Genomic DNA, 26,714 nt, shown 5'->3' on the forward strand with positions numbered 1-26,714 from the left:
CCATGGCCAACATGGCACAGGCCATTCGCATGGCCCTCCACTACGCCGAGACGCACCTGGGCGTGACGGACATCTTCGGTGAGGACGTGGGCGCCCCGCTGGGCGGCGTCTTCACCTGCACGCAGGGCCTCAAGACGACGTGGAACTCGCCCCTGGACGAGCGCGGCATCATCGGCGCGGCCATGGGCATCGCGATGGGCGGCGGACGCCCCGTCGCCGAAATCCAGTTCTGCGACTACGTCTACAACACCATCGACCTGTTGAAGCTGGCGGGCAACACCTGCTGGTCCAGCAACGGCGACTGGAACCTGCCGATGGTGGTGCGCACCCCGGTGGGCAGCGGCATCCGCGGGTCCATCTACCACTCGCACTCGTTCGACGCGACGATGACGCACATCCCCGGCTGGAAGGTGGTCATGCCTTCCAACCCGCTGGACGCGTACGGCCTGCTCATCTCCGCGTGCAAGGAGCAGAACCCGGTCATGTACCTGGAGCCCAAGGCGCTGTTGCGCGTCAAGGGCGAGGAGCGCATCCCGGGCGAGCCCGACGACGACCGCACCCTGTCGAAGCTCATCGACGCGCCGCTGGGAGACCGCTCGCAGTGGAAGCCCCAGTGGCCGGAGGCGCTGGAGGCGTTCGCGGTGCCCATCGGCAAGGGCAAGCTGGTGCGCGAGGGCAGCCAGGTGACGGTGGTCAGCTACGGCCGCACCCTGCCCCTGTGCGCGCGCGCCGCGGCGACGCTCGCCGACGAGGGCATCAGCGTGGAGGTCATCGACCTGCGCTCGCTGTGGCCCTACGACTGGGACATGATGAAGGCCTCCATCCAGAAGACGGGCCGCGTCCTGTTCGTCAACGAGGACACCGAGGTCACCAACTTCGGTGAGCACCTGGTGCGCCGCACCGTGGACGAGCTCTTCTACTCGCTGCTCGCGCCCCCGCGGCTGTTGGCCGGCAAGTTCGTGCCCGGCATCGGCCTGGCCGACACGCTGGAGATGGCCTCCGTGCCCCAGCAGAACGACGTCACCACGGCCCTGCGCGCCCTCGCCGGCGAGCAACCGTAAGCGCGGCACCCACAAATACCCCGTGGGTCCGTCCCCACGGAATACCTCGGGCCGCCGTTCCTCTTTGGAGGAGCGGCGGCCCTTTCGTTAGAATCCAAACTGCCTTGTCACAGCCAATCGTCCGGACCGTCAGCCCCGGGGCCGCAGATGCCCCCGCCTTCCGCATCCGCCGAGCCCGTCGGGGCGACGCCGAGGCCATGGCCTTGCTCCTTCGCGAGCTCGGCTATCCCCAAGGGACGGATCAACAAACCGTCCACTGGGTGGTGAGCCATCCGGAGATTGAAATCTTCGTCGCGGGTGACGCGCAGGACCGGCCCGTGGGCATGCTGTCCTTCTCGCACCGTCCTCAGCTCCGGCTGCGCGGACGCGTGGCCACCATCGACGAGCTGGTGGTGACGGAGACCTGGCGGCGCCGAGGCGTGGGGCGCGCGCTCATCAAGCAGATCCTGGAGCGCTGCAAGGTGCTCAGCGCGCGGCAGCTCCAGCTCGTCTCGCCCATGGCCACCACGCCGGAGGCGCGCAGCTTCTACACCGCCTGCGGCTTCTCCGAGGTGGACGCGGGCGTCTTCCGCCACCTGGAGACCGAAGGCCGCCGCTAGCCAGGGCGGCCCCCGTCCCGCGGGCTTCGCGTCGCGACTGCCGTGTCAGCGCTTGAAGCTCGCCACGACGCGCTGGAGCCGCTCGCGGTCCTCGTCGCTCACGTCGGTGAAGCGCACGCCGATGGCCTCTTGCTCATCGCGCACCCAGGCGATGATGCCGGTGAGGTGGAACTCCTCACCCGCGATGTCCATGGACAGCCGCACCTGGGCGCCCACGTCGTAGGCCTTGCGCGTGCGCAGGCACAGGCCGCCCGCGGAGACGTTGATGGAGAACACGCGCAGGGCCCGCGCGGCGTCTTCCGTCTGCTCGAAGCGGACCGCGAACTTCGCGGTGACACGCTCATCGGCGCGCCGGTTCGCGTATGCGGCTGAGTCTCCAGTCATCTCCGCTTCCGCCGCCTTGCTAGTCATGTGCACCCGCTACCCCCAGTCCGCTGCCGGCGGTGGTCCGCCTTCCCAACGACCGACGGGATTCTGACGCGCCGAGCCGCCCCTTGGGCATCGGTCGTCTGGCAAGTGTCCGCTGCTTTCCAGGCCTGATTCAAGGGGCCCCCCACGAATGGGCTCCATCGGATAAGTGCTCCCGGACTTTGATTCGGGAGCAAGGGATGCGTGCGTGGCTCGCGGTGTTGACGGGAACCCTCCTGCTGGTGCTCGGGACACCCGGGTGCAGTGACGACAACCCGCACGGGCCCAATGGAGGTGATGACGCGGGGGTGCCGGGACACCCCGATGGCGGCATGCCTCCCGTGGATGGCGGCCCCGACTCTGATTTCGCATGCAACGTCGCCAGACAAGAAGGCTGTGAAAATGGCCAGAGCTGCCACTTCGCTGACCTCTCGGAAGGTCGAACTGGCAGCCAGTGCTTCGCGGCGGCGTGCGACGTCGTCCGGCAGGACTGCGCACAGGGCCAGCGCTGTACCTACGTGAGCGCGGGCGGCGTGACGGAGCGGCGGTGCGTGGAGGCGGGCGCCGCGACGGAGGGCACCCGGTGCACGCTGGCGCCGACGGATGCGGGCGTCGAGTTCGACACGTGCGCCTCGGGCCTGTTCTGCAAGGACGAGCGGCTGGGCGATGGAGGCACGGGCTTCTTCTGCCGACGGCTGTGTCATGCGACGCCGCAGTGTGGCGCCTCGGAGGAGTGCAACACGGTGCTGCGGTTGCCGGGCACCTCGGAGCTGCCCCTGCTGTGTGGACCTCGCTCGCCGCCGTGCGACCCGTTCGCGCAGGGCTGCGCGGCGCCGCTGAGCTGCTACCCCTCCGCGTCGGGCCCCGTGTGCGCGGGCAGGGGCACGCGGCAGACAGGTGACACCTGTGACTTCAGCAACCAGTGCGCGCCTGGGAGCACGTGTGTGAACACGGGGCAGGCCCTGCGCTGCCAGCCCTTGTGTCGCCCCTCCGGCACGCCTGCCTGTGCCGCGGGAACGTGTCGTCCACTGAATGACAATCCAGGCGTGGGGGCGTGCGTGCCGTGAAGGACGATTCCCTCGTGGGGCAGCGTTTTCGCCACGCCGGGATATCGCGAGCCACCGCCGGGGCAGGCCACGCGCCTCGACTGGGAAGCACCGGCCCCCACTTGCTCAGGGGCCGGGGAGACGTGCGTCGTGGGCCGCGGGGCTTGCGCGAGGCGGACCGCTCGTCGTGAGCCCGCGGGGTGCGCATCCTCCGTCGTCGGGAGGGAGCGACGATGCGACTGTGGCGAACGTGGCTCGGAGTCCTGGCGTGTCTGGGCAGCACGCAGCTGGCATGCACACCCAGCGACGGGAAGTCCTCCGGCGCCTGGGAGCAGGATGAGTCCTCTTCCGTCACGAGCATGCCCGCCGAAGGGCTGGAGGTCGCGCCCGCGCTCGTGCTCAACGACGATGGAGGCGTACGCCCCACGCCTCCACCGGCGCCGGTTCCTGGCTTCCAGCCGGGCTTCCATCAAGCGCTGCGCGGCAACTTCACCGTGGGCGGCGTCACCACCTTCCGACTGCGCATCCCCATCGCCCGCGCGGGAGAGCGACTTCAGGTGACGTTCCGAGCGGGGGACGGGAGCCTCACGCTCGAGCGCGCCAGCGTCGCGCGGGCCGGGCCGGACGGCACGCTGCTGTCGGCGCCCGTGCCCCTCGCCTTCGGCGGCAAGCCGGGCTTCACGTCCGGGCCGAGGACGCTGGTGGCCTCGGACCCCGTCGTCTTCCCGGTGAAGTTCCGCGAGGAGCTGGCCATCACCTTCGAGGCGCGCGGCGCGCTGGCGGCCAGCACCATCAACGCGTTCCCCGGCAGCACCATCCGCCCGGGCACACACGCGATGTCGTCGGGCACCCTCAGCGGCGAGACCTTCGAGCGCTCCGTGGGCGTGGCGACGGTGGCCGTGGAAGGACCTCCAGGCCGGGTCTTCCTCGCGGTGGGCGACAGCATCACCGAGGGCTACGTGGACGAGCGCAACGACGCGCGCAACGCCTGGCCCGCGTTGGTGGAGTCACAACTGGGAGTGCCCGTGGTCAACGCGGGCGTCAGCGGCCAGGGCTTCTATGACGCCTTGATGCGGCTCGACGGCGAGGTGCTCGCGGTGAAGGGGGTCACCGACTGCCTGGTGCTCCTGGGGACCAATGACCTGGGCGAAGCGGGAGCCGAGGAGCAGATGGAGGGGCGCATGCGCCTGCTGGTGCAGCGGCTGGAGCCCTTCTGCCGCGTCTGGGTGAGCACGCTCCTGCCCAAGGAGAAGACGAACTACGGCAGCTACGACCTGGTGAAGTCGCAGCGGCTGGAGTTCAACGCCTGGCTGCGCGCGGGAGGCGCGGGCGCGGGCATCATCGACCTGGAGGCGGTGACGCGCAGGCCCACCAACGTCCACCTGTACCTGCCAGGGCTCACGGCCGACGGCATCCACCCCACCACGGAGGGACATCGGGTCATCGCCACCGAGGTGGCGCGGGTGCTGCGCGAGCGAGGAGCGCTGTAGCGCCCCGAAGCCTCAGCCGCGCGGCCCCAGCACGCCGTGGAGCGCGAGCAGCTCCGCCAGCCCCGGAGGCGACAAGAGCCAGTCGTTCTCCGAGGGCACCCACCGCACCGGTGCCCCCGCCTTCTCCAGCACGGCGTTCACCTGACGGAACAGCGGCTCGAAGGTGGTGGCGGGGGCCTCCCAGTTGCCCTCCCCCGCCTCGACCTCCACGCCCCCCGGGTCCACGACGAACGCATTGCGGCCTTGCAGCGGCTTCACCGCGAAGCCCGGCAGGTAGGGCTGCATCGCCGCCTCCAGCCGCTCCAGGAGCGCGCCGTCTTCGTAGGGATGGGCCAGCTCCCAGTCGAAGAACGACGGGAGCTGCGAGGCCAGCTCGGCGCGCAGCGGGTCCTCGCGGCTGTCGCGCCAGTGGTGCTCCGCGAGCTCCAGGGCCGTGGCCGGCACCTTCAGCTCCCACTGCTCCAGCTTCGCGAGCAGCTCCCCCATGCGCTCCACCAGCGCGTAGGGCGGCTCCACGCGAGTCACCCAGGCCAGGTCCGCCACGGACTGGCCCCGGCGCACGCCCGACACCGTGTCCCCCACGCGCAGCTGGAAGGGCGGCGCCCCGGACTCGGGCTCGGGATAGAGGGGCGCGTTGAGCAGCCCTTCCCCCGAGGCCGGACGCAGCCGCGCGAAGCCGTGCTTGGGGTTGACGTCCTCCACCGTGAACGTGTCCTGGGCCATCCGTCACCTCCTCGGGGGAAAGACTAACCGGTGTTGCGCATGCCGGCCGCGATACCGTTGAGCGAAAGCAGGAGCGGCCGGTCGCAGTCGCTCGCGCCCTCCCGCTTGCGCCGCAGGAGCTCCACCTGGAGGAAGGACATCGGGTCCACGTAGGGATTGCGCAGGGAGATGGCCCGCTGGAGCTGCGGGTTGTGGTCCAGGAGCCGCTGCTCTCCCGTCAGCCGCTTCACCTGCTTGCGCGTGCGGCGGTGCTCCTGCTGGATGAGCCGCCACAGCGGACGCGTGGAGGCGGGCGCCAGCGCCGCGTACCGCCCGGCGATGGCCATGTCCGACTTGGCCAGCACCATGGTGACGTTGTCGATGACGGCCTTGAAGAAGGGCCACTGCCGATACATGCGCTTGAGGAGCGCGGCCCCGCCGGGCTTCTTCGCGAAGTCCTCCAGCGCCGAGCCCACGCCGTACCACCCCGGCAGGATGGCGCGGTTCTGCGTCCACGCGAACACCCAGGGGATGGCGCGCAGGGACTCGAGTCCCCCCGCCTTGCGCTTGCTGGGGCGGGAGCCGATGGGCAGCGCGGCGATCTCCTCCACCGGTGTCGCCGAGGTGAAGAGCTCCAGGAACCGGGGGTCCTCCCACACGAGCGAGCGATACGCCACCCTCCCCGTCTCGGCGAGCGTGTCGAACGCGGCGCGGAACGCCTGCTCGTCCTCGTCGGAAGGCCGAGGCTGCGCGTCGAGCAGGTGCGGCAACACGCCGCCCAGGATGAGCTCCAGCGTGCGCCGGGCCAGCTCGGGGCGGGCGTACTTGTGGTCCAGCGCCTCGCCCTGCTCCGTCGCCTTGTAGCCTCCCGCCACCGCGCCCGGCGGCAGCGCGAGGATGGCCTCCTGCGCGGGGCCACCGCCTCGGGCCACGGACTCGCCGCGTCCATGGAACAGCCGCAGCGGGACGCCCGCCTCCTTCGCCGCGCGGGTGAGCGCGACCTGCGCGCGGTACAGCGCGGCGCTCGCGGCCAGCAGTCCGACCTCCTTGCCGGAGTCGCTGTAGCCGACCATCACCTCCTGCGCGCCCCGCGCGTCGACCTGGCGGCGGTACTCGGCGTTCGCGAAGAGCGTGCGCAGCACCTCCGGGCCGGCATCCAGCGCGCCGAGCTGCTCGAAGAGCGGCACCACGTCCACCGTGGCGCAGCCGCGCTTCTCGTCCCACAGGCCCGCGTGCTGGATGCACTTGAAGGCCGCGAGCACATCCTCGGCCGTGCTGGCCATGCTCAGGATGAGCGTGCGGCACGCGGGCTCCCCCGCCTCCGCCTGGGCTTCACGCAGCCGGTCCAGCACCGCGAGCAGCCGCCTGCCCCCGTCCGACGGCGCGGGGCCTCCCGGCGCCAACGAGGCCGCCGCGCTCACCGCGTCCTCGGCGGGGACGCGGGCCTCCAGCTCCGCCAGCGACAGCCCCAGCGCGAGCACCCGCTCCCGCATGCGCAGCACCTGGCGCAGGCCCGCCTTCGCCGCCTGGGCCTGCTCCAACGAGCGAGCCAGGAGGTCCAGGTCCGCGAGCAGCGCCTCAGGAGTGCGGTACGCGCTCGGCGGCAGCGCGCCCGCGTCGCCCGTGCGTTGGGCCAACACGTGGCGCAGCGCCTGGTGCAGCCGCTCCTCCATGAAGCGCAGCTTGCGGCGCCAGGGCTCGCCGACGGTGCGAGGCCCCAGGCGTTGCTCCGCCTCCGGGAGCTGCGCGGCGTCGTGCTCCAGCGAGGCGAGCAGCTCCGGCGACGGCTTCGCGTGCCGGTCCGACTGCGAGAGCATTCCACCGAGGCGCTCGAGCCCCCGCATCAACAAGCGCAGCCCGCGCGCGCGGTGGGCCCGCAGCGTGTCCGCGAACACCTCCGGCGTCACGAGCGGGTTGCCATCCATGTCCCCGCCCACCCACGAGTGGACGCGCACCGGCGTGTCCACGGGCCCCAGCGACTCGCCATAGGCGCGCTCGAAGGCCCACTCCAGCAGCTCCGGCAACTCCGAGAGCTGCTCGGCGAGCACCTCCTCCACGTACCAGAGGATGTTCTTCACCTCGTCGCCCACCGTGGGTCGCTCGCGGCGCAGCTCATCCGTCTGCCACAGCGTGGTGATCTCCTCGCGGAGCGACTCCAGGTTCTCCGCGCTCTCCCTCGGCGTGAGCTCGCTGCGGTCTCGCTCCTCCAGCAGCCCCGCCATCCGGTACAGCTTCTCCAGCAGCGTGCGCCGAACGGCCTGCGTGGGGTGCGCGGTGAGCGTCAACGTCACCTGCATCCGGCGGAGCGCATCACGCACCCGGGCGGCGGGAATGCCCGCGTCCTTGAGCGAGAGGAACGTCGCCTCCAGCGAGCCTCGCTGCGGATTCGGTGACTCGGCGCCGGCATACGCGCGGGCGCGGCGGATGCGGTGGTGCTGCTCCGCGAGGTTGACCAATTGGAAGTACACGGAGAAGGCGCGAAGCACCGGCTCCGTCCGCTCCAGGGGCAGCCGCTTGAGGACCTCCGCCAGCTCGGCCGCGGAGGCGCGACGTCCCGCCATCGGGCCCCGGCGCCGCTGGATGGCCAACCGGCGAACGTCCTCCTCCAGGTCGAACAGGTCCTGCCCTTCCTGCTCGACGAGCACTTCTCCCAGCAGTCGGCCCAGCAGGCGGACATCACGGCGAAGCGGCTGATCCACGGCACGAACACGAGCCATATGCCGTGGACACTAACCGCTTCCCCCTGCCCGCGCGCGGGCAATGTCCCGGGGACCGCCGGGCACGTCAGAACCCGAGGTACTCGAGTTCGTCATCCGTCAGTTGATGCAGCGGCTGGCGGGACTTGACCTCTCCCGTCTTGGGGTCGTTGTACAGCTCCGTGTCGGAGAGGTTGCGGAGCACCAGCTCCACCTTGCGAATCTGCGCCCGCTCCGAGTCGACCATCTCGCGCTCACGGATGATGTTCGCGATGACGCCCGCGGGAATCAGCGCGGCGCCCGAAGCGCCCCCCTGCGACTGATACGACTGCATCTCCGAGCCTCGGCTCTGCTTCTGGAACTGCATCACCAGCGTGGCCAGGCGCTCGGCGTCAATCTGATACTCCTCTCGAATCCGCCGCATCCGCGCCTCGCGCTCGTCGATGCGGCCCATCAGCTCCTTCACCTTCTTCTGCATCGCGACCCGAAGCTCGGGGGTGGTCTTGGTGTTGTAGCGAACGGAATCGAACATCCCCGAGGCCTGCTCAACGTAGTGACCCATGGTCTTGCCCTGCCTTGTCTGTGTCGTGGGTGGATGACCGCGCGGCGGCGACTCTCACCGAAGTGGCAAGGGCCGTCCGGCGCGGCGCCGCGCAGACGGAGGCTTTCCCGCCAGGCTGACGCCGCCTCCGACAAGAAGCTCGACAGCGCGCGTGGACCGCTGTCCCACACGGCCTGCCCCCTGTGGCTCCCTGCCCGCACCCAAGCCCGGTCCATGCCTTGCACATGTGCCGGGCAAGAGACGCGGCCCTCAACGCCGCGCGGGAGTGCGCAACCATGTGGACGACACGGTGGTGGAAGGCGGTGGTGATTTGCGGCTCGCTGGCCGCGCAGGGCGCGCTGGCCAAGCCCACGGCGCTGGAAGAGCCCACCGAGCAGGCGGACACCACCCGCGAGGCGCTCGAAGGCAACTTCCTCGCCTCCGAGCTCGTGGAACTCTACCCGGGCGCCCCCGATGACATGGCGCTCCCGCGCCTGCGCCACGTCGAGCCCGTGATGTGCGCCGCGGCCCCGGAAGGCCGGCTGTGGGTCGCCGCCACCGAGGAGTGCGGAGAGATCGAGTGCGCCGACAAGACAACGGTCTGGGTGGGCTCGTGGACCGTCGAGGACGCGGAGGTCGCCGTCGAGTGCGACGCCGAGCACGTGGTGCTCTCCACGAACGACTGGCGCATGGTGCTGGTCCCCGACGGCCACGGCGACTTCGACGTCGAGGAGTCCACCCTGGGCGAGGAGCCCACCAGCACGCCCCAGCAGGCGCTCGCACCCGCGGGCGAGCGCTGAGCGCGGCTACGGTCCGATGCGGCGCAGGATGAGGATGGGTCCCTCGTCCAGCCGCCGGTCTCGCAGGTCGATCTCGCAGTCGAGCATCCAGTCGCCATGCCCCTCGGGGTCCATGATGCGCTGCTGGACCTCCCAGAGCCTGGGCCCCGTCTCCTTGAGGAAGGTATTGGCGGGCTTGCGCGCCTGAGGGGTGAGCACCACGATCTTGTGCTCCTCGTGGTACGGCACCATCGCCTGCTCCAGCTTGGGCGCGGTCCACTCCCCCAGCGGGTTGTCCAGGAGCGCCAGCGCGTCCATGTAGCGCTTCTGCCCCAGCGCACGCAGCATCCGGTGCAGCTCCTCCCGCACGCGAGCGGCGAAGGCTCGCGGGTCCTCGGTGAGCTCCTTCGGCTTGAGCGACACCTCCGGCTTCGCCTCGACGACGGCTTCCGGATTGCGCATGCGCTCCCACTCGTCCACCAGGCTCGAGTCGACCTGGCGAATCGTCGCGCGCAGGTGGTCGATGAAGTCCTCCACCTCCTCCGTGCGGAAGCGGTCCGGCACCGTCTGCACCAGCGTCTTGTACACGTCGCTGACGTAGCGCAGCAGCACGCCCTCGCTGCGCTGCAGCCCGTACTCCCGCACATAGTCGTGGAAGGACATGAAGCGCTCGAACATGTCCCGCACCACCGCCTTGGGGCGGATGTTCTCCTCACCCACCCACGGGTGCTTGCGCGCGAAGGCGTTGAACGTTCCGTAGATGAAGTCGCGGTTGGGCTTGGGCCACTCGAGCTTCTCCAGCTCGTCCATCCGGTCGTCGTACTCCATGCCCTGCGCCTTCAGCTCTTGGATCTTCTCGCCCTTGAGCTGGCTCAGCTGCGCGTAGAGCACCACGTCCGGGTTCTCCAGGATGGACTCCACCAGCGTCACCACGTCCAGCGCGTACGACTCCGTGGTGGGGTCCAGCAGCTCCAGCGTCTCCAGCAGGTAGAGCGACAGCGTGTGGTTGAGGCTGAAGTCCTGCTGGAGTTCCTGGGCCACCTTCACCGTGGCACCCGAGCCGCCCTCTCCTCGCACCAGCTCGACGATGCCCGCCCCGCGCAGCGTGCGGAAGTCGCGCGCCGCGTTGTTCAGGTGGCGGCGCTTCAAGAAGTCCGAGTCGTGGCAGCGCTGAATCAACTCCACCAGACGCCGGTAGCCGCCCGTGCCGCGCACGTGGTCGCTCTGGAGCAGGTTGAGAATCATGCCGTGCGACACGGTGAAGCGCGACTCGAGCGGCTCCGGCATGCCCGTCTGGAGGCGCTCGAAGGTGCTCTTGTCGTACTGCACGAAGTTCTTCTGCGGCGGCTTCGCCTTGGGCGCCTTCTTCTTGCCCGCGGCCTCCTTGGCGGCCTGCTTGATGTTCTCGACCATGTACTCGGGGGCCTGCGCGACGACGCTGCCCTCGTTGTCGAAGCCCTTGCGGCCGGCGCGGCCGGAGATCTGCTGGAAGTCGCGCACGCTCAGCGTCGCCAGCTTCTCGCCGTTGAACTTGAAGAGCTGGGTGAAGAGCACCGTGCGGATGGGGATGTTCACGCCCACGCCCAGGGTGTCCGTGCCGCTGATGACCTTGAGGTGCCCGCCCTGCGCCAGCTTCTCCACCAGGAGCCGGTACTTCGGCAGCAAGCCCGCGTGGTGCATGCCGATGCCGTGGCGCAGGTAGCGCTGGAAGTCCTTGCCGTAGGGCGTGTCGAAGGGCGCGTCCAGCAGCGCGACGCGGATGGCCTCCTTCTCCTCCTTGGTGGAGAAGTCGACGGACATGAGGTTCTGCGCCTGCTCCGCGGCGGCGCGCTGCGTGAAGTTCACCAGGTAGATGGGGTACTTCTTGCGCGCCACCAGGTCTTCGATGGTCTCGTGCAGCGCGGACTCGCGGTAGTCGTAGTCCAGCGGCACCGGGCGCTGCGCGCTTCGCACCGTGGCCACCTCGCGGCCGGTGAGCTTGCGCAGGCTCTCCTCGATGATGTGCGTGGGGCCCAGCGTGGCCGACATCAGGAGGAACGTCGCGTCGGGCAGCGCGATGAGCGGAATCTGCCACGCCACGCCGCGGTCGCGATCCGAGTAGTAGTGGAACTCGTCCATGACGACGTAGTCCACCCGGGCCCCCGCGTCGCGCAGCGCGAGGTTGGCGAGAATCTCCGCGGTGCAGCAGATGATGGGCGCGTCGCGGTTGATGCTGGCGTCGCCCGTGAGCATGCCCACGTTCTCCGCGCCGAAGGCCTCGCACAGCGCGAAGAACTTCTCGTTCACCAGCGCCTTGATGGGGCAGGTGTAGAAGGAGACCTTGCCCTCGGCCATCGCCTTGAAATGCAACGCGGTGGCGACCAGCGACTTGCCAGACCCGGTGGGCGTCTTCAGGAACAGGTGCTTGCCCGCGAGAATCTCGAGGATGGCCTCTTCCTGTGCGGGATAGAGGCTGAGCCCGTTCGATGAGACGTAGCCCACGAAGCGGTCCAGGATGCTGTCCGCGTCGAGCGCGGGCTCTCCCTTCTTCGGGAGCAGGGCGGCAAGCGGCGCTTGGGTTTCAGGGGTGGCCATCACGCGCGCGACTCTAAAGCAGGGAGTGTTTGGCGTCCGCTGGGAAATCCAACAGGTGAGCCCTCACCCGGGGTTCAAGCCCCGCCCCGAGTGCCCCCGTCGGTCCACCCCACGTCACTGCCCACGGACGAGGGAACGATGTGGCCCACCCAGGGGGTGCCTACCGTTGCCCGGCTTTTCGACCAGACCCACAAAGGGGCAGCGTGATGTTGCATTCCTGGCGTGTCGCCTTCCTCGCCGCATGGGCCGCAGTCTCCGTGGCCCAGGCCCAGACCCCGGACCTGGCCTCCGTGGGCCAATGGACCCCCGTTCAGAAGTGGCCCTATTCCGCGGTGCACACCCACGTCCTCCCCACCGGGAAGGTGATGTTCTTCTCCGAGTTCGGGGATGGCGACAACCCGATGCTCTGGGACCCGCAGACCAACGGGCTCACCGCGCTGCCCAAGGCGGGCTTCAACATCTTCTGCGCGGGCCACGCCTTCATGGCGGATGGTCGGCTGCTGGTGGCCGGCGGCCACATCATGGATGACTCGGGCCTGCCCTACGCCACCATCTTCGACCCCTTCAAGCTGACCTGGACGCGCATCCCCAACATGAACGCGGGCCGGTGGTACCCCACCGTCACCACCCTGCCCAACGGCGACATGCTGGTGATTGGCGGCGCCAAGGAGGACCGCTCGAAGAACCTGATTCCCCAGGTGTGGCAGCCCTCGAAGAACGCGTGGCGCAACCTGAGCGACGCCAGCCTGGAGCTCATGTACTACCCCTGGATGTTCGTCACGCCCCAGGGCAAGACGTTCATGGCGGGGTACTGGAAGCCCGCGCGCTACCTGGACACGGAGGGCAAGGGGGCCTGGTCGGTGGGGCCTCGCACCAGCTACGCGCACAGCCGCAACGCGGGCAGCGCGGTGATGTACGACGAGGGCAAGGTGCTCCTCACCGGCGGCGACAACCCGCCCACCAACAACGTCGAGGTGCTGGACCTCGACAACTCCAAGCCCACGTGGCGCACGGTGCCGCCCATGCGCTACGTGCGCCGCCAGCACAACAGCACGGTGCTCCCGGACGGGACGGTGCTCGTCACGGGAGGCCACAGCGGTCCCGGCACGGACAACCCCAAGTTCCCTCGCTACGAGACGGAGCTCTGGGACCCCACCACGGAGAAGTGGACCGAGCTGGCGCCGGCCTCCGCGTATCGCGGCTACCACTCCACCACGGTGCTGCTGCCGGATGGCCGGGTGCTCTCCGCGGGCAGCAAGAACGTGAAGACGATGCAGGTCTTCTCCCCGCCGTACCTCTTCCGAGGCGCCCGCCCCACCATCACCTCCGCGCCCGGCGCCATCGCGTACGGAGCGAACTTCCGCGTCACCACGCCCGACGCGGCCAGCATCACCCAGGCGACGTGGATCCGCCTGGGCTCCGTCACCCACGCCTTCGATGAGAACCAGCGCTTCATGCGACTGGACTTCACGGCCAGCAACGGGGGCCTCACCATCACCGCGCCCGCCAACGCCAACGTGGCCCCGCCCGGCCACTACATGCTGTTCCTGCTCAACGGGCAGAAGGTCCCCTCGGTGGCGAAGATCATCCGCGTGGGCGGTGACGGCACGACGCCCACGCCCAACGAGCCGCCTCCCGACTCGGGCTTCACCGCCGTGGCCTTCGGCGCCGAGTGGAAGTACGACGACCGCAACGTCGACCCGGGCCCGACGTGGATGCAGCCCGGCTTCAACGACGCCGCGTGGAAGAAGGGCCCGGCGCAGCTGGGCTACGGCGAGGCCGACGAGCGCACCGTGCTGACGAAGGCGACGCCTCCCCAGCCCACCGTGTACTTCCGCCGCAAGTTCACCATCCACGGCATGGTGGAGAAGGCCACGCTCCAGTTGATTCACGACGACGGCGTGGCGGTGTTCCTCAATGGCACCCAGGTCTACTCGAGGCTCATCTCCAACCCGGCCCACGCCTCCTACGCGGATGGGGCCTGCGCCGACAACAACCTGAGCCAGACGACCCTCCCCGCCTCCCGCTTCGTGATGGGCGACAACACCCTGGCCGTCATGGTGAAGCAAGCCAACGCCAGCTCCAGCGACCTGTCCTTCGACCTGGAGCTCAAGGTCACCACCGACGGGATGCAGCACGACGCCCTCTTCTTCGAGAGCCCCAACGGCGGGGAGACCCTCCGCCCCGGCAGCGTGCAGATGCTCCAGTGGATGACCCACGGCTTCGGGGTCGACAACGTGAGCCTGCAGTTCTCCGCCGACAATGGGGCCAACTGGTCCACCGTCGAGACCCGCATGCCGAACCTCGGCTTCTTCGAGTGGACGGTGCCGCACGCGGAGACGACGCAGGGCGTCCTGCGCATCTCGGACCCGGCTCGGCCGGACATCACGGACAAGACCGACACGCCGTTCACCATCACCGCCATTCCGCGGTTCCGGGCCATCACCTTCGGCGAGTACTGGAAGTTCGATGACCGCGACGTCGACCCGGGCAACCAGTGGACCGCGCTCGGCTTCGATGACTCGGCCTGGCGCTCCGGCCCGGGCAAGCTGGGCTATGGCGACGGCGACGAGCACACCGTGCTCAACAAGACCACGCCCAGCCAGCCCACGGTCTACTTCCGCAAGAAGCTCTCCCTGAGCGAGGCCATCCGCTCCGCCAACCTGCGCGTGCTGCACGATGACGGCGTGGCCGTCTGGGTGAACGGCCGGCGCGTCTACTCCCGGTTCGCCGACAACGGCCTGGCCCACGGCACCTATGCGAGCAACTCGCTGAAGGAGCCGCTCATCAGCACCGCCACCATCGACGCGTCGGCGTTCATCGCGGGTGAGAACATCATCGCGGTGATGGTGAAGCAGAGCGGCGCCGACTCGAGCGATGTGTCGTTCGACCTCGAGCTGAACCTCGAGGCGAAGTAGCCAGCGCCCGGCCCCGGGCGTGTGTCAGAGCACCTTCACCGCTTTGACCATGTCCGGGGCCAGCTCCTCGTGAGGGAGGATGGAGAACCCCTGCCGCTTGCTGATGTTCTGCATGGCGCGGTTCCCCGCGAGGATGTCCGCGACGATTCGCTGCACACCCCACGCGCGGCCCACCTCCACCAGCCGCCGCAGCATCTCCGAGCCCAGCCCCTGGTGCTGCACGGCATCGCTGATGAGGATGGCGAACTCCGCGTCCTGGGTGCCTCGCAGCCGCGTCAGTCGCCCCACGCCGAGCAGCTCTCCGCCCTGGCGCTCGGCCACCAGCGCCATCTCCCGCGCGTAGTCGTTGAAGCAGATGCGCGCCAGCCGCTCGTGCGCCACGCGGGTGCTCAGCTGCATCAACCCCGCGTAGCGCATGAACACCGTCTGCTCGGAGAGCGTGCGGTGGAAGCGCTCCATCCGAGGCTCGTCCTCGGGACGGATGGGGCGGAGCAGCAGCTCCTCGCCGTTCTCGAGCCGGAAGGGCGCCACGTACTGCTGTGGGTACGGCTCGATGGCGAGCTTCGGCAGCTCCGCCTCCGTCACCGTGGAGGGATGGAGGACGATGCGAGCATCCAGGGCCAGGAGCCGCTCCGATGAGGCCAGGAGGGGATTGATATCCACCTCCTTCACCCAGCGCTGCTCGACCACCATCTGGCTGAAGCGCACGAGGAGCCGCTCCAGCTCGGGCAGGTCCACGGGCTTCGCGCCTCGCACGCCGCGCAGCGCCTGGAAGATGCGCGTCTGCTCCATCATCCTCCGCGCCAGCGTCGTGTTGAGAGGAGGAAGCCCGAGCGCCCGGTCCTTGAACACCTCCACCAGCGTGCCCCCCGCGCCAAACAGCAGCACGGGGCCGAACTGGGGGTCCAGGCTGCTGCCCACGATGAGCTCCAGGCCGCTCAGCCGCACCATGGGCTGGACGGTGACCCCTTGAAATGCTTCGCCCTGCCCCAGCTCCACCAGGCGCTCGCGGATGCCTCGGAAGGCGTGGCGCACGGCCTCCTCGTCCTGGAGGTTCAACCTCACGCCGCCCACGTCTGTCTTGTGCGTCACGGTGAACGAGTGGAGCTTGAGGACCACGGGGTAGCCCAACGCGCGGGCCTTCGACACCGCGTCGTCTTCGCTCGCCGCGAGCTTCGTCTCCACGGTGGGGATGCCGTAAGCGGACAGGAGCTGCTTGGACTCGTACTCGGTCAGCAGCGTGCGGCCTCGGGCACGTGCCGCGTCCACCAGACGGCGCGCCGCGTCCCGGCCTCCGGTGGGCTCCTCCGTCGACGTCGGGGTCTCGTACAGGCCCGCCAGGTTGTACGAGTAGCGCCACATGTAATTGAAGATGCGCGCGGCCGTGTCGGGATAGCCGAAGGTGGGGATGCCCGCGTCGTTGAGGATGCGCTCTCCCGCGGCGACCTCGGAGCCGCCCATCCAGCTCGCCAGGACGGGCTTGCCGGGGAGCTTCGCGTAGGGCTTGAGCCTGTCCGCGGTCTGCGTCGGCTCCGTCATGTCCTGTGGGGTGAGGATGACGAGCAGCCCGTCGCTTCCCGGGTCTCGGCCGGCGACCTCCAGCGCCTTCGCGTAGCGGTCCGGGTCGGCGTCTCCCAGGACATCCACGGGATTGCCGTGGCTCCACTGGGGCGGCAGGAAGGCGTCCAGTGAGCGCCGCGTTTCTTCGCCGAGCACCGCGAGCTCACCTCCGCCCGACACGAGTGCATCCGTGGCGAGGACGCCGGGACCGCCCGCGTTGGTCAGGACGGTGAGGCGGCGTCCGGCGGGGCGAGGCTGCTTCGCCAGGGTCTCCGCCATGTAGAAGAGCTCGGAGATGGACTCGACGCGCAGCACGCCGGTGCGACGGAACGCGGCGGTGAGGACCTCGTCGCTCCCGGTGAGCGTGCCCGTGTGCGACGCGGCGGCCTGGGCGGCCTGGGCCGTGCGTCCGGCCTTGATGACGATGATGGGCTTGGTGAGTGCGACTTCGCGCGCGGCGGAGAGGAAGGCGCGCGCGTCGCCGATGGACTCCATGTAGAGGAGGATGGAGCGCGTCATCGGGTCGTCCGCGAGGTAGTCGATGAGGTCGCCCCACCCCACGTCGAGCATGGAGCCCACGGAGACGAAGGCGCTGAAGCCCACCGCCTCGCGAAGGCTCCAGTCGAGGATGGCGGTGAGCAGCGCGCCGCTCTGGCTGATGAAGGCCACGTTGCCTGGGCGCGCCATGGCTCCCGCGAAGGTCGCGTTGAAGCCCGTGGGGGGACGCATCACGCCCAGACAGTTGGGGCCGATGATGCGCATCCGCGCGGCTTGGGCAATCTGGAGGATTTCACGCTCCAGGCGGGCGCCGGCCTCGCCGGTCTCCTTGAAGCCCGCGGAGATGATGATGGCGCCCTGGACGCCGAGCTCCGCGCACTCCCGGATGACGTCGGGGACGGCGGGCGCGGGTGTGACGACGACGGCGAGGTCGACGGGCTCGGGGAGTGAGCGGAGGGAGGGCCAGGCGCGGATGCCCAGGACATTGGGCCGCTTGGGATTGATGGGATAGACGGTGCCGCCGAAGGGGTTGCTGATGAGGTTCCAGAGGACGGTGCGCCCCACGCTGCCGGGGCGCTCGCTGGCACCGACCACGGCGACGGAGCGGGGCTTGAAGATGACGTCCAGCGGCTGCCGCGTGTGCTGCTGGTGCAGCACGTTGTAGGAAGGGTCCGACTTTCGGGGTCCGGGGGCGTGCGCGTCCATGGATGTCCCTGTTTGAGAACGGCGCTGACCCGCACGCAAGACTCTTCACCGGGCAACCGTGAGGCAGCTGTCATCGGCTCGGCACGTGGGCTCAGTCGAGTCCGACCTTCCCCTCGGACCAGTAGGCCTTCACCTTCTGCGTGGCGAAGGGGATGGGGCTCGTGCGGAGGCGGGCTCGCAGGGTCTGGATGGACTGAGCGCGCCCCGTGAGCACCAGGTTCGCGCGTCCGTGCTGTTGCAAGGCCGTGCGCAGCTTCGACTCGACCTCGGCGAGATGTGCATCGGACGGGCGTCGCTCCACGAGGCACGCATCCCCCATGTCCAGCGAGGAGAGGACCGAGAGTGACTCGGTGGCGGAGGAGACCTCGAACACCCGGGAGATATCCGTCGAGGGGACCTTCGCGCTCTTGAGGGTATGGCCGACGGCGAAGGACGTCTCATCGCCGAAGAGGACGACGGGCCCTTCGAGGGAGTCGAGCGGGAGGGAGTCCCGGGGGCCGAACAACTGGCAACGGTCCCCCAGCTTGAGGGTGCGGCCCCACTGGGCACCGGGGCTGTTGCCGTGCAGATAGACGAGGAACTGGGTGGACCCCAGCATCGAGTCCCAGACCAGGGGCGTGTAGGTCCTCATGCCGATGCCTGGAAGGAAGACCTGGACCTTGTCTCCGGGAGACCACTCGACGTCGCGCAGGTCCTCGCCGCCGACTTCCAACCAGCGGAAGTGGGGAGACAGTTCGCGGACCCGCCCGACTCGCGCCTCCCTGAACAAGAACCGCCCCACCAGTCCGCCGAGAATTGCCTTTCCAGATGCCATGGCTCGCGCTCCTTCTGTGTCCTTCGTTGCGCGCCATTCTCCGCATCCGCGCGAGGCGGGGGATGAACACGTATGGCTCGGGCATGAAGAAGTGTGAAGGCGCCAGGCACACGGGCCCTGGCGGTACGAAGCGATGGACGCCGTTCCCAGACCAGCCACCGCCCAGGCCATTGACACCAGGCACCGGGCCCACTCCAGTGTGGCCATGCCCGCCCTGCCTCTGACACCCGCCCCTGAGCAATTGCCCGCGGGGGCGCCACCGCCTTGGCCGCTCCCCGCACTGCGGCCCCCTCCCCCTCCCCTCAATGAAGGCTCGCCGGTCCTCATCCTCGTGTTGCTCGCGGTTGCGGGGCCGTTCCTCGCTGGCATCGTGATGTGGTGGGTGGGCCGAGACAGGGCGGTCGTCACGGGCGGCGCTGCATTGACCCTGCTCTCGGTGCTCGTCCTGGTGGGTGCGGCGGTTTTCGCGCAGAGGCAGCGGCACACCATGCCGGCCCGGCAACACGCTCACGACGCGCTCCTCGCGCACCTGGGCATCTGCTGGGCGCGCGTGCGGGAGTGCGCCATCGTCGGCGCCGAGCACTCTTCGGAAGATGTGCTGACGCACTACATCCTCGCGATGGAACTCGAGCCGTGGAGGAACGGGAGCACTGGCGCCGAGGGAGACACGCCGAGCGCATCTCAGTGCTGGCAGGTGCGCTGGCGGATTGAGGCAGCGGTGGCAGCGAGTGTCGTACCCGGTACCTGGTTTGCCGTCGCCTATGACCGACGAAGTCCGAACAACAGCGACACACAATGGATGCAGTCCCTGGTGACCACCTCCGGTGCCACGCTCCCGCTGCGTTGATCACGCGACGCCGCGGGCGTCGATGTCCAAGCAAAGCCAAGGTTGGTGACTTTCTCAGTCGGCGGATTCCTTCGATATCGAGCGAACTGAGTCGATGAACGCCCGCAGCGGCGGAGCCATCTGTCGCTGCGCCGGATAGCAGAGGAAGTATCCCGGAAACTGGCCTGACCAGGGCTCGAGCAACGTCACCAGCCGACCCGCGGTGACGTGCGGTGCAATCAGTTGCTCACTCGCGAACGCGATGCCGAGCCCATCGACGGCCGCCTGCAGTCCGAAGTCCTTGACGTTGGTAATGACCGGTCCCTCGACCGCGACCTCGAACCATTTCTCGTCCTCCACGAACTCCCATTTGTATGGCTTTTCGTGACCGGGCCAGCGCCAGGCGATACACCGATGGGATGCGAGGTCACGCGGATGTCGAGGCGTGCCGCACCGGGCGAGATACTCAGGCGAGGCGACGGCGATCTGCCGCAGGTCCGGACCGAGCCTGATGGCGACCAGATCCTGATCGATGACCTCGCCGATGCGGATGGCGGCGTCATAGCCACCGGCCACGAGATCCACGACCTCATCGTCGAGCGTGATGTCGAGCACGACGTCGGGATACGCGTCATGGAAGGGACGCAGGAGTGGCCTCAGGAACAAGGCCGCGGCCGTCCGGAAGCAGTGAATGCGAACGATGCCGGCGGGACGGGCACGGCGCTCGCGCGTCTGGACGAAGGCTGCCGCAAGCTCCTGGACCGCGGGCCTGACTCGCTGGAATAGCCGGTCGCCAGCCTCGGTCAGGGAAACGCTCCGAGTGTTTCGCTGCAGGAGGCGGACACCGACGCGCTCCTCGAGCCCGCTGACCAGCTGGCTCAGCGACGAGGAGGAGACGCCGAGTTTCTCGGCCGCTCGACTGAAACTGAGCGACTCCGCGACCGCGACAAAGGCGCGGAGCTGGCCGAAATCGCTGGTGGAAAGAAGGGAGTCGCTCATGCGCATCCAGTGATTGCTTAGCCCCGCTTACAAGGGCGCTAAGCCTCGGGAACTTAATCGCTCCGGCCTGAAAAGCTAGCGTCGGGTTTCATGGATATCGACATGCAGGCTTTGGTCACGTTGGCGCAGTCCTACTTCGACGCGGCCTATGAAATGGATGCTGATAGATTCGCGCTCCTCTTTCATCCCGTGAGTTCCGTGAGCTCCGCGGTGAGGGCCGGCGAGGACCTCAAGGTGAGCGTGACGCCGATCGAGACGTGGCTGGCGGCGGTCCGAAACATGAAGGCTCCGAAACAACTGGGCTTGGCGCGTCACGACGAACTCTTGTCCATCGACGTTGCCAAGGATTTGGCACTCGTGAAGCTGACGCTGCAGATTCCGCCCCGCTGTTTCACCGACCTGTTGTCGTGTGTCAAGGTTGATGGGACCTGGAAGATCGTCCAGAAAGTAACCCTCTCATCGACGCTCCCCATCCCCCTCTCCCAGACGTGACCTTGGCCGCGCCCAGGGACCGATCACCTCTCATGCAGCTCGCCGACAACCTCCTCGACCAGGTCCACCAGCCGGCCGGAGTGAATCCAGTCACGGAGCCATTCCATGTGAGGGTGGAGGAGCATGTCCTGGCTCATGACTGGAATCACTCTCGCCAGTTCCTTCAACACCTGTCGCGTGCCCACGCCACGCGACAGGGCTGGGTCCAGGAATTGCTGGGCTTGATATCCACTGAGCAACTCGATGGCCAGCACATACTCGAGATGTCCGGCGACCGTGAGCGCCTTCTTGGAGGCGTTGTACCCCATGGCGACGTAGTCCTCCTGGAGGGCACACGTCGGGACGCTGTCGATGGAGGACGGCGTCGACAGAATCCGCATGTCACCCAGCAGGCCCACCTGGGTGTATTGGGGAATCATCAGCCCGGAGTCGAGCCCGGCTGTCTTCACCAGATAGGCCGGATGGCCAGACACGTTCTCGTCGAGGAAACGGCTGTTCCGGCGCTCGGACATCTTCGCCAGCATGGTGGCGGCGATGGCCGCGCCGTCCATCGCGAGGCCCACGTAGGATGAGTCGCAGTTGCCGGCGGAGATGACGTCGGCGTCTCCGGCCTCGTCCCAGACGATGGGGTTGTCACAGCAGGAGTTCAGCTCGATTTCGAGCGTCTCCCGGGCATCGTTCAGCATCTTCTTCGCGGCCCCATGCAACTGGGGGATGCAGCGCAGGGACAGGGCATCCTGCAAGCGGCTGCCCTCGGAGCAGGCCAACACCTCCGAGTCCTGAAGCATCGCGCGGACGTTGGCGGCGGTTGCGGCCTGTTCGGGATGCGGGCGCACCTTCATGACCCTCTCGTCCAGGGCCCGAGTCAATCCCCGCAGGGCCTCGAGGGAGATGGCGCCGATGATGTCCGCGCTCTTCGCCGCCTGAAGCAGGTCATGCAGGGCCACGGCCCCCAGTGCGGTCACCGCGGACGTGCCATTGAGCAACGCCAGGCCCTCCTTCGCGAGGAAGGTCAGAGGGGAGAGCCCTGCCCGCTCCAGGGCCACGCGGCCCGGCAGCAGCGTGCCCTCCCAGTAGGCTCGGCCCTCCCCCATCACCACCAGCGCAAGATGGGCCTCGGGCGCCAGATAGCCCACGGAGCCCTCTCGCGGCATCCAGGGAATCAGGTTGCGATTGAGCATCCCTCGCAGCGACTCCAGCACCTCCAGGCGCACGCCGCTGAAGCCCTGCCCCAGGTTCTGCAACACCATCAGCATCGTGCCCCGCGCCTCCTCCGGGCTGAAGGGACTGCCGACGGACACCGCGTGGGACAGCACGATGTTGCGTTGGAGTTGCGCCATCTCCTCCGGGTCGATGGCCCGAGTGCTCAGCGAGCCGACCCCCGTGGTCACCCCGTAGATGACCCGCCCCTCACGAAGGGCCTTGTCGATGAGAGCACGCGAGCGCTCCACGCGCCGCCGGTAGTCTTCGGAGAAGTCGACCCGCGCACCGGCCCGAGCAACGGCCATGAAGTGCGTCAGCCCCAACCTCGGGCCCAGTATCACCTGGCGAATCTGTTGGTAGGTCGGCATGGCCCATCACATGGCAGGACCTATATCCACCCATCCCAGGTGTGTTGATTGCCCTCGAGGCCCTCTGTGTGCTCGGCGTGCTCAGTCGCCGGGCTGCCCCACGGATAGGGAATGGATGATTCCTGTGCGGGCACGACCTTCTTCGAGCGCCCTTCTCTCGGGGGACACGCCCGTGGAGCCCGCAAGCCAGCCACAGCCGCTCCACGTCGCGGCACCTGCTCCGGGACGCGCCTCGCTCATCACATCCCCTGGAGCCGCTGCCAGGCGAGCACCTTCTCGAGCTCCCGTCGCCCCCGGACACCCACCGACTCCAGTCGCGTCCGGGCCTCGTTGGCCATCGCGAGCGCACCTACCCGGTCAGGAGAGGGATCTGTCTCCATCCGCGCCCGAGCCAGCACGAAGGCGGTGTGAGCCACGGCCAAGGGGTCTCCTTGTCCCTCCATTTGAGTGAGGGTGCGCCAGGCGCGCTCGAGCGGCGGGAGGGCGTTGTCCACCGAGCCCATCGCCAGGTAGACCTCTCCGACACAGGTCAGAGCGTTGGCGCCGTCCTCGGACTCTTGACTCTGGACCTTCTCGGTCAGTTTTCGCGCGCGCTCGCAGTACTCGAGCGCCTCCTTCGGCGCCTTGAGTGCCAGGGCCACCTTCGCCAGGGGCAGAAGCACCTCCAGGGAGCTCGCGCCCCCCTCGCCCTCTGACGCCTCCACCCGCTTCAGCGCGTCCTGGAGATCCCGCCGCGCTTCGAGAGGGTGGCCCGCGGACAGATGCGCGGACCCTCGCGTCGTCAGCGACAAGGTAGCGCGCGCGGTGTCCGCCCCCATGGAGCGCTGGAGACGCGCCAGTGCCTCCGTGGAGAGGGCAATGGCCTTGTCGTCCTCGCCCAGGTCTCCATGCAGGATGGCTTGCTCCACGATGACCCCGGCGACGAGGTAGTGGTCAGCCCCACGGATGCGCGCGTAGATGGCTCGCGACTGCTCGAGGAGGGGCCGCGCCTCCTCCACCTGGCCCATGACGCGCATGCTCAAGGCGAGGTTCGAGAGCATGCCCGCGACGACGATGTTCTCCGAGCCTGGAGCCGCGTTCTGCAGGGACAAGGCCCGGCGCCAGATGTCGCTCGCTTCTTCGTGCCGACCCAATCCTTGGTAGCTCATGGCGACCCGGTCGTAGGAGACCATGAGCGCTGGGTTGTCAGGGCCCAGCAGTCGCTTGCGCACCTCGAAGGCCTGGAGGTGAAGGTCCAGCGCCTCCTTCCGGCGGAGCTGAAACATGCGGACTCTCGCGAGCTGGTGAAGGAACTGGGCCGTGCGGAGGCTGTCCGAGCCCGTCCTCGCGCGTGAAAGCTCCAGGCCCTGGATGGCCTCCAGCTCCGCTTCGCCCAGCCTGGATTGCTGAAACCGCAGCGCGGACACACGGAGGTGCAGCTCGGCCGTGAGGTCCGGGAAGCGCTCGCGCCCCAGCCGCTCGACGGCGGCCTGGGCATGTCGCACGATCTTCTCCCCGTCCGCGGGACGGGACAATGACTCACCCACCACCCAGATGAGCTCGAGCCAGGCGCGAGCCACCATCTCATCATCACGCCCGGCTTCAGCGGCCCACAAAGCCTGGTCGAGGAACTCCTCCGCCTCTTTCGGCTGGTCGTTGTCCCCGAGGCTCGTGCCATGAACCAGGAGCACCTCCGCCGTCAGCGGCTTGTAGTCGAGCCTCTTGATTTCATCGAGGAGGGTCGTCGTCACCGCCAGGCTCTCGCGGTAGCGGCCGGCCAGGTAGTGCGCCCGGGCCTGGGCAAGCGTGTGTCGTGCCGCATCGACCCGGGGACGGAGCGCGTCGGGTGGCTGAGGGCGGCCGGAGAGCGCTGGCGCCTCCCGGCATCCTTCGAGCCCCTCGAGGGACGCCGTCAGTTTGGGCGCGTTCTGCACGATGAGCACGTCCACGTTCTCCAGCACCTGGGTGGTGGCGGCGAACTGCCAGAGTCGCGCATCGAGGCACGCGGCCGTCCGCCAGGCGGCGGTGTCCGTGGTGCCGCTGTCCGTGGCCAGGCAGGACTCGGTCCGCAGCGTGCGCCACTGGTCCGCGTATGCGTCCAACGCCACCCCCAGGCGTTCCCAAGACGAAACGGAGTAGGCCGTGCCCGTGGCGAGGAAGGCCGCTCGCACGCGCTCGCGCCGCGCGGGGCTCCAGGCCGCGGCCAGCTTCTCCACCTCCTGCTCGCAACGGGACTCGTGCCGGTGCACCACGCCCACGCCATGAGCCACGAGAGCGCCCAACAGGCCTGTCGCCGCCGCCGCCGCCCACGTGAGCACCCGCCGGTGGGGCGGTGGCGCGAGGGCCGTCAGCAGGGCTTGCATGGAAGGGAAGCGCTCCTCGGGCGTGCCCTTGAGCCCTCGGAGGATCGCGCGTCGAACCCGGGTCGGGACTTTCACCCCCTCCTTGGGCGGGCTCACTCTTCCTTGGAGTGCCGCGTTGATCACCTCTTGCAGCGTGTCACCCTGGAAGGGACGTGCGCCGAAGAGGGCCTCGTAGAGCGCCACGCAGAAGCTGAACTCGTCGGAGCGGGCATCCGCGCGCTGGCCGATCACCAGCTCCGGCGCGAGGTAGGCGGGAGTCCCCAGGAGCTGACCCGTCCGGGTCAGGTTCCCCCAGGGGATGGCTGGCAACTTGTCGTCTTCATGAAGCGGAGCGCCTGCTTCCGGGTGGAGCTCCCCGGCGATGCCGAAGTCCGTCACGAAGACGCGGCCTTGCTTGCCCAGGAGGGTGTTCGCGGGCTTGAAGTCGCGGTGGACGAGGCCCGCGGCGTGTGCCGCGGCGAGGCCCTTCCCGGCGTCGAGAAAGACTTGGAGGACTTCCTTCCAGGGGTGAGGCTCCTTCATCCACTCCGCGAGGGTGACGCCCTCGACGAGCTCCATGGTGAGGAAGACCGCGTCACCGTGGGTGCCGACATCGTACAGGGTGACGATGTTGGGGTGGGAGAGCCGCGCGAGCGCCTGGGCCTCCCGGAGCAGTCGCTTCTGCAACTTCTCTCGCTGGTGGCCTTCGGGGTGAAGCATCTTGAGGGCCACTCGGCGGCCCAGCTCCGGGTCATCCACCGCATAGACGACGCCCATGGCGCCAGCGCCAAGGCGCTCTCGCACGACGTACCGGGCGACGCGCGAGCCAGGCTCCAGGGATGGGACCGTCGCCTCGAGAGCGTCCGTCACCGTTGCGTCTTGGGGACCTGACTGCGATGGAAAGACCTCGGAGCCACGTGCCGGTTCGCCAGACATTGCGGGCGATGTTCGCCTACCGGTGGAGCCACCTCAAAGCGTTTTTGGGACGCGGCCCGTGCCATGTCTCCCTCCCACCCGCGGACATTTCAAAGGGGACGCGCGGCTTTCGGCCCACTGGAATGGGCCCACGACATTCGACGGCACCCACGGCGCCTGCCTTGGCGTATGGGATTGTACCGAGCGCAACGAACAGAGCGGCGAGCCTCTGGGATTCGACGGCGCGGGGTGCTGTGGCTTCCGGGCGGCATCAAGCCGCGGAGGCACGCGCCCGCGCCACCTCGGGCGCGAGGACTTCCTTCGCCCACTGAGCCAGGGTCGTGGGCGTCGTCGTCTCCACGGTCCGAGGCTCCGCCGGGTCCAATCGCCCCTCGAGCGCGGACTGATACATTTCCGACAACAGCTCCACCAGGAACCCCGGCAAGCCCGCGCCCTGCATCCCCTTGCGCGCATCCGACAGGGACACCTGGACGTAGCGCACCGGCCGCCCCAGCGCCTCCGAGAGGAGCTTCTCCACCTCCGTGTACGTCAGCGACCGCGGGCCATGGATGCCCAGATACCGGTGCCCCGTCCACGTGCCATCGCGCAACACGCCCTCTGCCTTCAGCGCGATGTCCCTCGTGGCCACGAAGGGCTGCTGTCGGTCCGCTGGGATGGGCAGGGAGATGGAGCCCTCGCTCACCAGCGTCGGCACCGCCCTCAAGAGATTCTCCATGAAGTAGCCCGGGCGCAGGATCATCACGTCGGGCACCGCGGCCTTGAACGCCTCCTCCACCGCGAGCAGCCCTCCCACCGGGCCCGTCCCCCGCCCCGACTGCGCACCCATGCTCGACAGCACCACCACTCGCGCGACACCGTGCGCCTTCGCCTTGCTCGCAGCCAGCCGTGCCAATCCCTCCGACCACTCGATGAAGTCCGGACGCGCGGGCGGCGGCGTCAGCCAGAAGATCGCCTTCGCCCCCGCGAACGCACGGTCCAGCACCGCCGCGTCATCCGTCGAGCCCACCACCACCTTCGCACCTCGCTGCACCACCTCCGCCACCTTCTCCTCACTCCGACTGATGACGGTGAGCGACTCCCCCGCCTCCAGCAGCCGCAGCGCGAGACTCCTGCCAATGTTTCCATTCGGGGTATTGATGACGATGTGCATGGACGCCTCCAACAACTTCGAGATGGCG

Annotated in this window: 19 protein-coding genes; 8 read left to right on the plus strand and 11 right to left on the minus strand. The window is 68.7% G+C overall.

The window, feature by feature from the left end; translation table 11 throughout:
* Positions 1-2: 2 nt before the first annotated feature.
* The gene (locus MYSTI_RS24875) at positions 3-1,061 is read left to right on the plus strand and encodes an alpha-ketoacid dehydrogenase subunit beta (protein ID WP_015350564.1); all 1,059 of its coding nucleotides are present in this window, start codon (positions 3-5) and stop codon (positions 1,059-1,061) included.
* Between the two features lie 197 nt (positions 1,062-1,258).
* Positions 1,259-1,660, plus strand: a complete 402-nt coding sequence (locus MYSTI_RS24880; RefSeq protein ID WP_015350565.1) for a GNAT family N-acetyltransferase — start codon at positions 1,259-1,261, stop codon at positions 1,658-1,660.
* A 45-nt stretch (positions 1,661-1,705) separates the two neighbouring features.
* Here the strand turns inward: MYSTI_RS24880 and MYSTI_RS24885 are convergent, their stop codons facing one another.
* Positions 1,706-2,071: a TIGR02266 family protein gene (locus MYSTI_RS24885; protein WP_015350566.1), complete on the minus strand. Its 366-nt coding sequence runs from the start codon at positions 2,069-2,071 to the stop codon at positions 1,706-1,708.
* Between the two features lie 197 nt (positions 2,072-2,268).
* On the opposite strand from MYSTI_RS24885, the gene MYSTI_RS24890 reads away from it, so the two are divergent.
* Both MYSTI_RS24890 and MYSTI_RS24895 read left to right on the plus strand, forming a co-directional pair.
* Positions 2,269-3,135 (plus strand): hypothetical protein, encoded by an 867-nt coding sequence (locus tag MYSTI_RS24890; protein ID WP_015350567.1) that lies wholly within the window; start codon positions 2,269-2,271, stop codon positions 3,133-3,135.
* 212 nt (positions 3,136-3,347) lie between these two features.
* Positions 3,348-4,604, plus strand: coding sequence for an SGNH/GDSL hydrolase family protein (locus tag MYSTI_RS24895; protein WP_015350568.1), 1,257 nt, complete (start codon positions 3,348-3,350; stop codon positions 4,602-4,604).
* Positions 4,605-4,616: 12 nt separating this feature from the next.
* On the opposite strand, the gene MYSTI_RS45380 is transcribed toward MYSTI_RS24895, so the two are convergent.
* The 3 genes from MYSTI_RS45380 to MYSTI_RS24910 all read right to left on the minus strand — a co-directional run bounded on the left by MYSTI_RS45380 (position 4,617) and on the right by MYSTI_RS24910 (position 8,564).
* The gene (locus MYSTI_RS45380) at positions 4,617-5,327 is read right to left on the minus strand and encodes a hypothetical protein (protein WP_015350569.1); all 711 of its coding nucleotides are present in this window, start codon (positions 5,325-5,327) and stop codon (positions 4,617-4,619) included.
* Positions 5,328-5,350: 23 nt separating this feature from the next.
* Positions 5,351-8,023 carry a phosphoenolpyruvate carboxylase gene (locus MYSTI_RS24905; protein WP_015350570.1) on the minus strand — a complete coding sequence of 891 codons (2,673 nt, stop codon included), beginning with the start codon at positions 8,021-8,023 and terminating at the stop codon, positions 5,351-5,353.
* Positions 8,024-8,090: 67 nt separating this feature from the next.
* Entirely contained in the window at positions 8,091-8,564 is a 474-nt protein-coding gene (locus MYSTI_RS24910; protein WP_015350571.1) for a hypothetical protein, read from the minus strand.
* A 275-nt stretch (positions 8,565-8,839) separates the two neighbouring features.
* Between MYSTI_RS24910 and MYSTI_RS24915 the strand changes: the two genes are divergently transcribed.
* Complete coding sequence (locus MYSTI_RS24915) at positions 8,840-9,343, plus strand: hypothetical protein (RefSeq protein ID WP_015350572.1); 504 nt, start codon at positions 8,840-8,842, stop codon at positions 9,341-9,343.
* A 6-nt stretch (positions 9,344-9,349) separates the two neighbouring features.
* Here MYSTI_RS24915 and MYSTI_RS24920 read toward each other — a convergent pair whose 3' ends face one another.
* A complete protein-coding gene (locus tag MYSTI_RS24920) occupies positions 9,350-11,896 on the minus strand; it encodes a DEAD/DEAH box helicase (protein ID WP_015350573.1) in 2,547 nt (848 codons plus the stop codon).
* Between the two features lie 206 nt (positions 11,897-12,102).
* Between MYSTI_RS24920 and MYSTI_RS24925 the strand changes: the two genes are divergently transcribed.
* On the plus strand, positions 12,103-14,814 hold the full coding sequence (locus MYSTI_RS24925; protein ID WP_233277947.1) for a galactose oxidase-like domain-containing protein: 2,712 nt from the start codon (positions 12,103-12,105) through the stop codon (positions 14,812-14,814).
* A gap of 24 nt (positions 14,815-14,838) precedes the next feature.
* Here MYSTI_RS24925 and MYSTI_RS24930 read toward each other — a convergent pair whose 3' ends face one another.
* Positions 14,839-17,577 (minus strand): bifunctional acetate--CoA ligase family protein/GNAT family N-acetyltransferase, encoded by a 2,739-nt coding sequence (locus MYSTI_RS24930; RefSeq protein ID WP_015350575.1) that lies wholly within the window; start codon positions 17,575-17,577, stop codon positions 14,839-14,841.
* 91 nt (positions 17,578-17,668) lie between these two features.
* The gene (locus tag MYSTI_RS24935) at positions 17,669-18,391 is read right to left on the minus strand and encodes a siderophore-interacting protein (RefSeq protein WP_015350576.1); all 723 of its coding nucleotides are present in this window, start codon (positions 18,389-18,391) and stop codon (positions 17,669-17,671) included.
* 331 nt (positions 18,392-18,722) lie between these two features.
* Here MYSTI_RS24935 and MYSTI_RS24940 point away from each other — a divergent pair, with 331 nt between their 5' ends.
* Positions 18,723-19,238 (plus strand): hypothetical protein, encoded by a 516-nt coding sequence (locus tag MYSTI_RS24940; RefSeq protein WP_044281340.1) that lies wholly within the window; start codon positions 18,723-18,725, stop codon positions 19,236-19,238.
* A 54-nt stretch (positions 19,239-19,292) separates the two neighbouring features.
* Here MYSTI_RS24940 and MYSTI_RS24945 read toward each other — a convergent pair whose 3' ends face one another.
* Positions 19,293-20,216: a LysR family transcriptional regulator gene (locus MYSTI_RS24945; protein ID WP_015350578.1), complete on the minus strand. Its 924-nt coding sequence runs from the start codon at positions 20,214-20,216 to the stop codon at positions 19,293-19,295.
* A gap of 90 nt (positions 20,217-20,306) precedes the next feature.
* Here MYSTI_RS24945 and MYSTI_RS24950 point away from each other — a divergent pair, with 90 nt between their 5' ends.
* Positions 20,307-20,708, plus strand: coding sequence for a nuclear transport factor 2 family protein (locus tag MYSTI_RS24950; protein WP_044281344.1), 402 nt, complete (start codon positions 20,307-20,309; stop codon positions 20,706-20,708).
* 23 nt (positions 20,709-20,731) lie between these two features.
* Here the strand turns inward: MYSTI_RS24950 and MYSTI_RS24955 are convergent, their stop codons facing one another.
* From MYSTI_RS24955 to MYSTI_RS24965, 3 genes are all read right to left on the minus strand, one after another.
* The gene (locus MYSTI_RS24955) at positions 20,732-22,279 is read right to left on the minus strand and encodes an HAL/PAL/TAL family ammonia-lyase (RefSeq protein WP_015350580.1); all 1,548 of its coding nucleotides are present in this window, start codon (positions 22,277-22,279) and stop codon (positions 20,732-20,734) included.
* 239 nt (positions 22,280-22,518) lie between these two features.
* Positions 22,519-25,470 (minus strand): serine/threonine-protein kinase, encoded by a 2,952-nt coding sequence (locus MYSTI_RS24960; protein ID WP_233277948.1) that lies wholly within the window; start codon positions 25,468-25,470, stop codon positions 22,519-22,521.
* Between the two features lie 316 nt (positions 25,471-25,786).
* A complete protein-coding gene (locus tag MYSTI_RS24965) occupies positions 25,787-26,686 on the minus strand; it encodes an NmrA family NAD(P)-binding protein (protein WP_015350582.1) in 900 nt (299 codons plus the stop codon).
* Between the last annotated feature and the right edge of the window lie 28 nt (positions 26,687-26,714).

This window comes from Myxococcus stipitatus DSM 14675, assembly GCF_000331735.1.
In the GTDB taxonomy this organism is placed as follows: Bacteria; Myxococcota; Myxococcia; order Myxococcales; family Myxococcaceae; genus Myxococcus; species Myxococcus stipitatus.